At 41.5% G+C, this 12,671-nt stretch carries 6 protein-coding genes and 1 pseudogene; 5 read left to right on the top strand and 2 right to left on the bottom strand.

From position 1 onward, the window contains the following. Positions 1-247: 247 nt before the first annotated feature. Complete coding sequence (gene bgaA, locus HT671_RS04720; protein WP_138703179.1) at positions 248-6,949, top strand: LPXTG-anchored adhesin/beta-galactosidase BgaA; 6,702 nt, start codon at positions 248-250, stop codon at positions 6,947-6,949. Between the two features lie 247 nt (positions 6,950-7,196). Here bgaA and HT671_RS04715 read toward each other — a convergent pair whose 3' ends face one another. Further along, on the bottom strand, positions 7,197-8,195 hold the full coding sequence (locus HT671_RS04715) for a transposase (protein WP_138703180.1): 999 nt from the start codon (positions 8,193-8,195) through the stop codon (positions 7,197-7,199). A 210-nt stretch (positions 8,196-8,405) separates the two neighbouring features. Continuing rightward, positions 8,406-8,765: a DUF3397 domain-containing protein gene (locus HT671_RS04710; protein WP_000525397.1), complete on the bottom strand. Its 360-nt coding sequence runs from the start codon at positions 8,763-8,765 to the stop codon at positions 8,406-8,408. A gap of 91 nt (positions 8,766-8,856) precedes the next feature. Here HT671_RS04710 and HT671_RS04705 point away from each other — a divergent pair. From HT671_RS04705 to HT671_RS04690, 4 genes and pseudogenes are all read left to right on the top strand, one after another. Continuing rightward, positions 8,857-9,813, top strand: a pseudogene (locus HT671_RS04705) (TIGR01212 family radical SAM protein). Then, positions 9,797-10,354 (top strand): class I SAM-dependent methyltransferase, encoded by a 558-nt coding sequence (locus HT671_RS04700; protein ID WP_166735418.1) that lies wholly within the window; start codon positions 9,797-9,799, stop codon positions 10,352-10,354. The pseudogene HT671_RS04705 and the gene HT671_RS04700 overlap by 17 nt, the downstream one beginning before the upstream one ends. Continuing rightward, positions 10,347-10,601 (top strand): hypothetical protein, encoded by a 255-nt coding sequence (locus tag HT671_RS04695; RefSeq protein ID WP_101514623.1) that lies wholly within the window; start codon positions 10,347-10,349, stop codon positions 10,599-10,601. The genes HT671_RS04700 and HT671_RS04695 overlap by 8 nt, the downstream gene beginning before the upstream one ends. An 11-nt stretch (positions 10,602-10,612) precedes the next feature. Continuing rightward, complete coding sequence (locus HT671_RS04690) at positions 10,613-12,667, top strand: sodium:proton antiporter (RefSeq protein ID WP_138703183.1); 2,055 nt, start codon at positions 10,613-10,615, stop codon at positions 12,665-12,667. Positions 12,668-12,671 lie beyond the last annotated feature (4 nt).

Below are 12,671 nucleotides of genomic sequence, written 5' to 3'. Positions count from 1 at the left end.
CGCAGGTTGCTCAAAACACAGTTTTGAGGTTGTAGATAAGACTGACGAAGTCAGCTCAAAACACAGTTTTGAGGTTGTAGATGAAACTGACGAAGTCAGTAATCATACATACGGCAAGGCGACGCTGACGAAGTTTGAATTGGATTTTCACAGAGTGTAAATTGTTGAAACTAGGTTGTCATACAATGTATACCACTTGGGCTTTGGCAGTAGCTAACTGCACTAAATATAATATAAGGAGGGTTTTATGGGGAAAGGCCATTGGAATCGGAAAAGAGTTTATAGCATTCGTAAGTTTGCTGTGGGAGCTTGCTCAGTAATGATTGGGACTTGTGCAGTTCTATTAGGAGGAAATATAGCTGGAGAATCTGTAGTTTATGCGGATGAAACACTTATTACTCATACTGCTGAGAAACCTAAAGAGGAAAAAACGATAGTAGAAGAAAAGGCTGATAAAGCTTTGGAAACTAAAAATGTAGTTGAAAGGACAGAACAAAGTGAATCTAGTTCAACTGAGGCTATTGCATCTGAGAAGAAAGAAGATGAAGCCGTAACTCCAAAAGAGGAAAAAGTGTCTGCTAAACCGGAAGAAAAAGCTCCAAGGATAGAATCACAAGCTTCAAGTCAAGAAAAACCGCTTAGGGAAGATGCTAAAGCTGTAACAAATGAAGAAGTGAATCAAATGATTGAAGACAGGAAAGTGGATTTTAATCAAAATTGGCACTTTAAACTCAATGCAAATTCTAAGGAAGTCATTAAACCGGATGCAGATGTATCTACGTGGAAAAAATTGGATTTACCGTATGACTGGAGTATTTTTAACGATTTCGATCATGAATCTCCTGCACAAAATGAAGGTGGACAGCTTAACGGTGGGGAAGCTTGGTATCGCAAGACTTTCAAACTAGATGAAAAAGACCTCAAGAAAAATGTTCGCCTTACTTTTGATGGCGTCTACATGGATTCTCAAGTTTATGTCAATGGTCAGTTAGTGGGACATTATCCAAATGGTTATAACCAATTTTCATATGATATCACTAACTATTTGAACAAAGATGGTCGTGAGAATGTGATTGCTGTCCATGCAGTCAACAAACAGCCAAGTAGCCGTTGGTATTCAGGAAGTGGTATCTATCGTGATGTGACTTTACAAGTGACAGATAAGGTGCATGTTGAGAAAAATGGGACAACTATTTTAACACCAAAACTTGAAGAACAACAACATGGCAAGGTTGAAACTCATGTGACCAGCAAAATCGTCAATACGGACGACAAAGACCATGAACTTGTAGCAGAATATCAAATCGTTGAACGTGGTGGTCAGGCTGTGACAGGTCTAGTACGTACAGAGAGTCGTACCTTAAAAGCACATGAATCAACAAGCCTAGATGCGATTTTAGAAGTTGAAAGACCAAAACTCTGGACCGTTTTAAATGACAAACCTGCCTTGTACGAATTGATTACGCGTGTTTACCGTGACGGTCAATTGGTTGATGCTAAGAAGGATTTGTTTGGTTACCGTTACTATCACTGGACTCCAAATGAAGGTTTCTCTTTGAATGGTGAACGTATTAAATTCCATGGAGTATCCTTGCACCACGACCATGGGGCGCTTGGAGCAGAAGAAAACTATAAAGCAGAATACCGTCGTCTCAAACAAATGAAGGAGATGGGAGTTAACTCCATCCGTACAACCCACAACCCTGCTAGTGAGCAAACCTTGCAAATCGCAGCAGAACTAGGTTTACTCGTTCAGGAAGAGGCCTTTGATACTTGGTATGGTGGCAAGAAACCTTATGACTATGGACGTTTCTTTGAAAAAGATGCCACTCACCCAGAAGCTCGAAAAGGTGAAAAATGGTCTGATTTTGACCTACGTACCATGGTCGAAAGAGGCAAAAACAACCCTGCTATCTTCATGTGGTCAATTGGTAATGAAATAGGTGAAGCTAATGGTGATGCCCACTCTTTAGCAACTGTTAAACGTTTGGTCAAGGTTATCAAGGATGTTGATAAGACTCGCTATGTTACCATGGGAGCAGATAAATTCCGTTTCGGTAATGGTAGCGGAGGGCATGAGAAAATTGCTGATGAACTCGATGCTGTTGGATTTAACTATTCTGAAGATAATTACAAAGCCCTTAGAGCTAAGCATCCAAAATGGTTGATTTATGGATCAGAAACATCTTCAGCTACCCGTACACGTGGAAGTTACTATCGCCCTGAACGTGAATTGAAACATAGCAATGGACCTGAGCGTCATTATGAACAGTCTGACTATGGGAATGACCGTGTGGGTTGGGGGAAAACAGCAACCGCTTCATGGACTTTTGACCGTGACAACGCTGGCTATGCTGGACAGTTTATCTGGACAGGTACGGACTATATTGGTGAACCTACACCATGGCACAACCAAAATCAAACTCCTGTTAAGAGCTCTTACTTTGGTATCGTAGATACAGCCGGCATTCCAAAACATGACTTCTATCTCTACCAAAGCCAATGGGTTTCTGTTAAGAAGAAACCGATGGTACACCTTCTTCCTCACTGGAACTGGGAAAACAAAGAATTAGCATCCAAAGTAGCTGACTCAGAAGGTAAGATTCCAGTTCGTGCTTATTCGAATGCTTCTAGTGTAGAATTGTTCTTGAATGGAAAATCTCTTGGTCTTAAGACCTTCAACAAAAAACAAACCAGCGATGGTCGTACCTACCAAGAAGGTGCGAATGCTAAGGAACTCTATCTTGAGTGGAAGGTTGCTTACCAACCAGGTACCTTGGAAGCTGTAGCTAGCGATGAAGCTGGAAAAGAAATTGCACGTGACAAGATTACCACTGCAGGGCAACCAGCAGGAGTTCGCCTCGTCAAGGAAGAACACGCCATCGCCGCAGATGGAAAAGACTTGACTTACATCTACTACGAAATCGTAGACAGTGGAGGAAATGTTGTACCAACTGCCAATAATTTGGTTCGTTTCCAATTGCATGGACAAGGTCAACTAGTCGGTGTCGATAATGGGGAACAAGCCAGCCGAGAACGCTATAAGGCGCAAGCAGATGGTTCATGGATCCGTAGAGCCTTTAACGGTAAAGGGGTTGCCATCGTTAAATCAACTGAACAAGCAGGTAAATTCACTCTGACTGCCCACTCAGATCTCTTGAAATCGGACCAAGTTACCGTCTTTACTGGTAAGAAAGAAGGACAAGAGAAGACTGTTTTGGGGACAGAAGTAGCAAGAGTTCGTACATTAATTGGTAAAGAACCAAAAATGCCGAAAACAGTAGGTTTTGTATACAGCGACGGTAGTCGTGAAAAACTTCCAGTAACTTGGTCTCAAGTCGATGTTAGTCAAGCAGGAGTTGTGACTGTTAAAGGTACAGCAAATGGACGTGAGGTAGAGGCTCATGTCGAGGTTCTAGCAATTGCGAAAGAATTACCAACAGTTAAACGTATTGCTCCAAATACTAACTTGAATTCTGTAGACAAATCTGTTTCCTATGTTTTGACTGATGGAAGTGTACAAGAGTATGAAGTGGACAAGTGGGAGATTGCCGAAGAAGATAAAGTTAAGTTAGCAATTCCAGGTTCTCGTATTCAAGCGACCGGTTATTTAGAAGGTCAACCAATTCATGCAACCCTTGTGGTAGAAGAAGGAAATGCTGCAGCACCTGTAGTGCCAACTGTTACTGTTGGAGGTGAGGCAGTAACAGGTCTTACTAGTCGACAACCAATGCAATATCGTACTCTATCTTATGGTGCCCAACTGCCAGAAGTCACAGCAAGTGCTGAAAATGCTGATGTGACAGTTCTTCAAGCAAGCGCAGCAAACGGCATGCGTGCGAGCATCTTTATTCAGCCTAAAGATGGTGGCCCTCTTCAAACCTATGCAATTCAATTCCTTGAAGAAGCACCAAAAATTGCTCACTTGAGCTTGCAAGTGGAAAAAGCTGACAGTCTCAAAGAAGACCAAACTGTCAAATTGTCGGTTCGAGCTCACTATCAAGATGGAACGCAAGCTGCATTACCAGCTGATAAAGTAACCTTCTCTACAAGTGGTGAAGGGGAAGTCGCAATTCGTAAAGGAATGCTTGAGTTACATAAGCCAGGAGCAGTCACTCTCAAAGCGGAATACGAGGGAGCTAAAGGCCAAGTTGATCTCACTATCCAGGCCAATACTGAGAAGAAGATTGCGCAATCTATCCGTCCAGTAAATGTAGTGACAGATTTACACCAAGAACCTACTCTTCCGTCAACAGTAACGGTTGAGTATGACAAAGGTTTCCCTAAAGCTCACAAAGTCACTTGGCAAGCTATTCCGAAAGAAAAACTAGACTCCTATCAAACCTTTGAAGTACTAGGTAAAGTTGAAGGAATTGACCTTGAAGCGCGTGCAAGAGTCTCTGTAGAAGGTATCGTTTCAGTTGAAGAAGTCAGTGTGACAACTCCAATCGCAGAAGCACCACAATTACCAGAAAGCGTTCGGACATATGATTCAAATGGTCACGTTTCATCAGCTAAGGTTGCATGGGATGCGATTCGTCCAGAGCAATACGCTAAGGAAGGTGTCTTTACAGTTAATGGTCGCTTAGAAGGTACGCGATTAACAACTAAACTTCATGTTCGCGTATCTGCTCAAACTGAGCAAGGTGCAAACATTTCTGACCAATGGACCGGTTCAGAATTGCCACTTGCCTTTGCTTCAGATTCAAATCCAAGCGACCCAGTTTCAAATGTTAATGACAAGCTCATTTCCTACAATAACCAACCAGCCAATCGTTGGACAAACTGGAATCGTAGTAATCCAGAAGCTTCAGTCGGTGTTCTGTTTGGAGATTCAGGTATCTTGAGCAAACGCTCCGTTGATAATCTAAGTGTCGGATTCCACGAAGACCATGGAGTTGGTGCACCGAAGTCTTATGTGATTGAGTATTATGTTGGTAAGACTGTCCCAACAGCTCCTAAAAACCCTAGTTTTGTTGGTAATGAGGACCATGTCTTTAATGATTCTGCCAACTGGAAACCAGTTACTAATCTAAAAGCCCCTGCTCAACTCAAGGCTGGAGAAATGAACCACTTTAGCTTTGATAAAGTTGAAACCTATGCTATTCGTATTCGCATGGTTAAAGCAGATAACAAGCGTGGAACGTCTATCACAGAGGTACAAATCTTTGCGAAACAAGTTGCGGCAGCCAAACAAGGACAAACAAGAATCCAAGTTGACGGCAAAGACTTAGCAAACTTCAACCCTGATTTGACAGACTACTACCTTGAGTCTGTAGATGGAAAAGTTCCGGCAGTCACAGCAAGTGTTAGCAACAATGGTCTCGCTACCGTCGTTCCAAGCGTTCGTGAAGGTGAGCCAGTTCGTGTCATCGCGAAAGCTGAAAATGGCGACATCTTAGGAGAATACCGTCTGCACTTCACTAAGGATAAGAACTTACTTTCTCATAAACCAGTTGCTGCGGTTAAACAAGCTCGCTTGGTACAAGTAGGTCAAGCACTTGAATTGCCGACTAAGGTTCCAGTTTACTTCACAGGTAAAGACGGCTACGAAACAAAAGACTTGTCAGTTGAATGGGAAGAAGTTCCAGCAGAAAATCTGACAAAAGCAGGTCAATTTACCGTTCGAGGCCATGTTCTTGGTAGTGATCTTGTTGCTGAGTTCACTGTACGAGTGACAGACAAGCTAGGCGAAGCTCTTTCAGATAACCCAGAGTATGATGAAAACAGTAACCAGGCCTTTGCTTCAGCCACTAACGATATTGATAGAAACTCCCATGACCGTGTGGATTATCTCAATGACGGAGATCATTCAGAAAATCGTCGTTGGACAAACTGGTCTGCAAGACCGTCTACCAATCCAGAAGTATCAGCAGGCGTAATCTTCCGTGAAAATGGTAAGATTGTAGAACGGACTGTTGCACAAGGAAAAGTTCAGTTCTTTGTAGATAGTGGTACAGATGCACCATCTAAACTTGTTTTGGAACGTTATGTCGGCCCAGACTTTGAAGTGCCTATCTACTATTCAAACTACCAAGCCTACGAATCTGGACATCCATTTAACAATCCAGAAAATTGGGAAGCTGTGCCTTATCGTGCGGATAAAGACATTGCAGCTGGTGATGAAATCAACGTAACATTTAAAGCTATCAAAGCCAAAGCTATGAGATGGCGTATGGAGCGTAAAGCAGATAAGAGCGGTGTTGCGATGATTGAGCTGACCTTCCTTGCACCAAGCGAATTGCCTCAAGAAAGCACTCAATCGAAGATTCTTGTAGATGGAAAAGAACTTGCTGATTTCGCTGAAGATCGTCAAGACTACCAAATCACCTATAAAGGTCAACGGCCAAAAGTCTCAGTTGAAGAAAACAATCAAGTAGCTTCGACTGTGGTAGATAGTGGAGAAGATAGTCTTCCAGTACTTGTTCGCCTCGTTTCAGAAAGTGGAAAACAAGTCAAGGAATACCGTATCCAGTTGACTAAGGAAAAACCAGTTTCTGAGAAGACAGTTGCTGCTGTACAAGAAGATTTTCCAAAACTCGAATTTGTTGAAAAAGATTTGGCATACAAGACAGTTGAGAAAAAAGATTCAACACTGTATCTAGGTGAAACTCGTGTAGAACAAGAAGGAAAAACTGGTAAAGAACGTATCTTTACAGCGATTAATCCTGATGGAAGTAAGGAAGAAAAACTCCGTGAAGTGGTAGAAGCTCCGACAGACCGCATCATCTTGGTTGGAACCAAACCAGTAGCTCAAGAAGCTAAAAAACCACAAGTGTCAGAAAAAGCAGATACAAAACCAATTGATTCAAGTGAAGCTAGTCAAACTAATAAAGCCCAGTTACCAAATACAGGTAGTGCGGCAAGCCAAGCAGCAGTAGCAGCAGGTTTAGCTCTTCTAGGTTTGAGTGCAGGATTAGTAGTTACTAAAGGTAAAAAAGAAGACTAGAAATTTTGATACCTTCTTTATCATTAAAGACCAAAGAAAAACTCTTGTCCTAAATAGAAGATAAAGAGCCTGAGACAAAATAGTTCTCAACCACAAAAAAGCTAGATATTTCCAATTGCGGAACTCTAGCTTTTTAATTTTGAGTCGTTCTCTTATTGTATAGTAGATTGAAACTAGAATAGTACACTTCTACTTCTAAAACATTGTTAGAAATCAATTTGACTGTCCTTATCGATTTGTCCTGTTCTTATTTCATTTCACTATGTTTTAGGAGGTTATTGGCCATAAGTACCAATCCCATGTCAATTCTCACTTGACGCATCCCTCTCAGATTACATATCTTGTAACCCAAACAAGCCTTTATCTGCCCAAAGACAGGTTCCACATCAATCTTGCGTTGAGCGAAAATCTGTCTACCTTGGGGAGATAAAAGCGCCTGACATTCTTTAACTTTCAAGTTTTGATAGCCTTCGTTCATATACAGTCCCTTTTGAGGGGCTGATTCAGGTTCGTCGGCGTAGTAAACCTTGATTTCCTGTTGAAAGTCTGTCTGTGTTTTCTGATGTTTGATATTGTGAAAACGATAGCACCAGCCCTCAGGATGTGTGTAGCTATCCTCCTTGTTATCATAGTGCCAATTCGCTAAGTTTCTAGCTGACTGTTTATACCCTCTCTTTTGTTCCTTGTCAAACATGGCATATTTAATCAGAAGGGGAGTGATTTCTTCTTGAAAATAGACCTGTATCTGTTCTTGAAGTTTGGTGGAGAATTTCTCTGTCGTTTTCTTCCACACAAAACTATACTTGTTGGCATTGGCTTCAATCTTAGTTCCGTCAATAAACAGACAATCTAAGGTCACTAACTCTTCCATTTTTAAACGAAGATTGAGGTCGATGAAAAGATCACGAATAAGGTCTTCCATCCCTTCAGCGACTCGAAAACGATTGATGGTGCGATAGCTGACAACCAACTGCCCTGTTAGGTATTGCATAGCCAGATTTTCAATCATCATTTTTTCAATTTTTCGCCCAGAGAAAATCCCTTGTGAATAGGCAAATAGAAGAGTAGATACAAGCATTTTAGGGTGATAAGACGGGCAATCAAAGGTATGATAGAAGGCGTAGAAGTGATGTTCCTCCAAGGTATTCACCACTTTTTCAATAGTAAAGACGAGATGGTCTTGTGGTAAGAAGGAACTGATTTCTAGTGGTAAAGTTGTTTGATTTGTGTTATAGTGAATATGCATGGGATAGCCTTTCTAAACGGTTTATTGTGCAATTCTATTTTACCAAGACTATCGCAACCATGCAAAAAAGCAACAGCAAATCCGTTGCTTTTTTTGGAGATAAGAGACTATTGTCCCAGACTCTTTTCTTTGTATAAAATTGTATAGTGTTATTGTCTATACTATTTTGTAGAGAAAGCAAAAATCCCTAGAAAATGCTTAGGGATTCGACTATTTCATTAAGAACAATTCAACAATCATCTCTATATACATGATAAGGGTTAATAAGAATCCTGCACGCCAGAAGAATTTGATGAATTTAGGATAGTAAAAGCTGCGTTTTTTCAAAAGGAAGAAAAAGACGAGAATAATGGCTAGGATTGAGAGGGCTAGCCCCAGTCTAGGGAGGAAATTATGGGTAAAGGTTTTAGCTGTAATCAGGTAATATTCAAATACCAAGACCGGAAAAGCCAAATCCGCAAAGTTTCGTCCTAGTTTTTTTAATCTAAAAAGTTTGGTTAGGATAATGCAGATGACTAAGGTCAGTATCAATAATAAAATAGATGCTAATTTCATTAAAATCATACCCATATTGTATCATAAAAAAAGGCTAATGGAAACGAGAAACAGAGGAATTTATAGGAAAGTCAGGCTTTTGAGATTGTGGGTGATTTTTGTTATAATGAAAGTTATGAAATCTTATAATACCTTGAATGATTATTATCGAAAACTTTTTGGAGAAAAGACCTTTAAAGTCCCTATTGATGCGGGGTTTGACTGTCCCAATCGTGATGGAACTGTGGCTCATGGAGGCTGTACTTTTTGTACGGTTTCAGGTTCTGGAGATGCTATTGTAGCACCAGATGCGCCTATCCGTGAGCAATTTTATAAGGAAATTGACTTTATGCATCGTAAGTGGCCAGATGTTCAGAAGTATCTGGTTTATTTTCAAAATTTTACCAACACCCATGAAAAGGTGGAAGTCATCCGAGAGCGCTATGAGCAGGCTATCAATGAGCCAGGTGTAGTAGGAATCAATATCGGAACGCGACCAGACTGTTTACCAGACGAAACCATCGAATATTTGGCTGAGTTATCGGAGCGCATGCATGTGACGGTTGAATTGGGCTTGCAGACTACTTATGAAGCAACCTCTGACCTGATTAACCGTGCGCATTCTTATGAATTGTAGGTGGAAACGGTCAAGCGTTTGAGAAAGTATCCCAAGATTGAGATTGTTTCCCATTTGATTAATGGTTTGCCTGGTGAAACCCATGAGATGATGGTTGAAAATGTCCGCCGTTGTGTCACGAATAACGATATTCAAGGGATTAAACTGCATTTGCTCCATCTTATGACAAATACTCGTATGCAACGAGATTACCATGAGGGACGTTTACAATTGATGAGTCAGGACAAATATGTTAAGGTCATCTGTGACCAACTGGAAATCATTCCCAAACATATTGTCATCCATCGAATCACAGGAGATGCACCTAGGGATATGCTGATTGGTCCTATGTGGAGCCTCAAAAAATGGGAAGTCCTCAACAGCATTGAGATGAAGATGCGACGTCGCGGAAGCGTTCAAGGATGCAAGGCTGTAAAACAGGAGTTTGAAAATGAAAAGACCACTTGAGATGGCACATGATTTTTTGGCTGAGGTCGTGACAAAAGAGGATGTCGTAGTGGATGCGACTATGGGAAATGGTCATGACACGCTTTTTTTAGCCAAGCTAGCCAAGCAAGTCTATGCCTTTGATATTCAGAAGCAAGCCTTGGAAAAGACTCAAGAGCGTTTGCATCAGGCTGGCTTGACAAATGCCCAGTTAATCTTGCAAGGCCATGAGACACTGGACCAGTTTGTGGCAAAAGCTAAGGCAGGGATTTTTAATTTGGGCTATTTGCCGTCAGCTGATAAGTCTGTCATCACCCGACCGCAGACAACGATTGAGGCATTAGAAAAGCTATGTGGCTTACTTGTCAAAGGTGGACGAATTGCTATTATGATTTACTATGGTCATGAAGGAGGCGACCTCGAGAGAGATGCTGTCTTGGATTTTGTGATTCAGTTGAACCAACAAGAGTACACAGCAGCCATTTACCGAACTTTAAACCAAGTCAACAACCCGCCGTTTTTAGTGATGATTGAAAAATTAGAGAGATACAGATATGGATAAACAATACCTACACGAAAAGCTGGATGCCATGCGCCAGAATTTTGTTGAATCAACCCACCACGAACGAGCGGTGGGCGTGCTAGACCAAGCGCATATGAGCAAAAAAATGCTTAAAATCAAGAAAAAATTAGTTGCTCTTGAGATGGAACGGTGCCAGAGAAAAATTGAGCATAAAGATTGTTCCAAGATTGACCAAAAAATCAAAGAGCAGAAGGAGATTTTTGAATCCTGTTGTAAAAAAGAGTAAGGAGGACGTGCGTGGAATTACTGATTTACCTCATCCTATTTTTACTGGTCTTGATTGTCTCGAGTACAACCAATAAGCTCCTGCCCTTTTTGCCTCTCCCTTTGGTGCAAATTCTTTTGGGAATTGTGATTGGTCTCTTTTTACCCAATACTGACTTTCACCTTAATACGGAGTTGTTTTTGGCACTGGTTATCGGACCCTTGCTTTTCCGAGAGGCTGAAGAAGCAGATGTTACGGCTATTTTAAAACACTGGCGAATCATTGTTTATCTCATATTTCCAGTGATTTTTATCTCGACCCTGAGTTTGGGTGGCTTGGCCCATCTTCTTTGGTTCAGCCTTCCCTTGGCAGCTTGCTTGGCTGTTGGGGCAGCCCTTGGTCCTACGGACTTGGTGGCCTTTGCCTCTCTTTCGGAGCGGTTTAGCTTTCCTAAGCGCGTGTCCAATATCCTTAAGGGCGAAGGACTCTTGAATGATGCTTCTGGTTTGGTGGCTTTTCAGGTAGCTTTGACAGCTTGGACAACTGGAGTTTTTTCTCTGGGGCAAGCTAGCAGTTCGCTTATCTTTTCAATCCTAGGCGGTTTTTTAATTGGCTTTTTAACAGCCATGACTAATCGTTTCCTGCATAGCTTCTTGCTAAGTGTGCGAGCAACGGATATTGCTAGTGAGCTCCTTCTGGAATTGAGTTTACCCTTGGTAACCTTCTTCCTGGCAGAAGAAGTCCACGTTTCAGGGATTATTGCCGTCGTAGTTGCTGGGATTTTAAAGGCGAGTCGCTTCAAGAAAATCACGCTCCTCGAAGCCCAAGTGGATACGGTGACCGAGACAGTTTGGCATACAGTGAATTTTATGCTCAACGGTTCTGTCTTTGTGATTTTAGGAATGGAGTTGGAAATGATAGCAGAGCCTATCTTGACCAATCCAATCTATAATCCCTTGCTCTTGCTGGCATCTCTTGTCACCCTTACCTTTGTCCTCTTTGCTATTCGTTTTGTCATGATCTATGGCTATTTTGCCTATAGGACTAGACGTCTCAAGAAAAAGCTAAATAAGTATATGAAGGACATGCTTCTCTTGACCTTCTCAGGTGTCAAGGGAACGGTGTCGATTGCGACGATTCTCTTGATACCAAGTAATTTAGAACAGGAGTATCCTCTCTTGCTTTTCCTTGTTGCAGGTGTGACGCTTGTAAGCTTTTTAACAGGTCTCTTGATCCTGCCTCATCTTTCGGATGAAGAGGAAGAAAGCAAGGACTATCTCATGCATATCGCCATTTTGAATGAAGTAACGCTAGAGTTGGAAAAAGAGTTGGAAGGCACTAGAAATAAACTTCCCCTCTATGCGGCTATTGACAATTACCATGGACGTATTGAAAATCTCATCCTGAGTCAAGAAAATAAGGGGGCTCAAGAAGACTGGGCTGCTTTGAAACTCTTGATTCTTAGTATTGAAAGTGATGGATTGGAACAGGCTTATGAAGAGGGGAACATTAGCAATCGTGCTTACCGAGTTTACCAACGTTATCTGAAAAATATAGAACGAGGCATCAATCGTAAGTTTGCGTCACGATTGACATATTATTTCCTTGTTTCTTTGCGGATTTTACGTTTTCTCCTTCATGAAGTTTTTACTCTCGGGAGGACTTTCCGTAGCTGGAAGGACAAGGAGCAAAGCCGTCTCCGTGCTCTTGATTATGACCAAATTGCAGAGCTCTATCTTGCCAATACAGAGATGATTATTGAAAGTTTGGAAAACCTGAAGGGAGTCTATAGACGCTCTTTGATTAGTTTTATGCAGGAGTCTCGTCTTCGTGAAACAGCTATTATCAGCAGTGGTGCCTTTGTCGAACGGGTTATCAATCGTGTTAAGCCTAACAATATCGATGAAATGCTGAGAGGCTATTATCTGGAGCGCAAGTTGATTTTCGAATACGAAGAAAAACGATTGATTACGACCAAGTATGCCAAGAAGTTACGACAAAATGTCAATAACTTAGAGAACTATTCTCTGAAGGAAGCTGCCAATACCCTGCCTTATGATATGGTGGAATTGGTAAGAAGAAATTAGTTAA

Origin of the sequence: Streptococcus sp. 2741 (assembly GCF_013276315.1) — a bacterium.
Lineage (GTDB): Bacteria > Bacillota > Bacilli > Lactobacillales > Streptococcaceae > Streptococcus > Streptococcus pseudopneumoniae.
Note: the sequence above shows the minus strand (reverse complement) of the source record. Positions and strands in the feature narration are given on the sequence as shown.

Coding starts and splice junctions, on each gene's coding strand:
- bgaA (WP_138703179.1), top strand. CDS start 248: ATGGGGAAAGGCCATTGGAATCGGAAAAGAGTTTATAGCATTCGTAAG.
- HT671_RS04715 (WP_138703180.1), bottom strand. CDS start 8,195: ATGCATATTCACTATAACACAAATCAAACAACTTTACCACTAGAAATC.
- HT671_RS04710 (WP_000525397.1), bottom strand. CDS start 8,765: ATGGGTATGATTTTAATGAAATTAGCATCTATTTTATTATTGATACTG.
- HT671_RS04700 (WP_166735418.1), top strand. CDS start 9,797: ATGAAAAGACCACTTGAGATGGCACATGATTTTTTGGCTGAGGTCGTG.
- HT671_RS04695 (WP_101514623.1), top strand. CDS start 10,347: ATGGATAAACAATACCTACACGAAAAGCTGGATGCCATGCGCCAGAAT.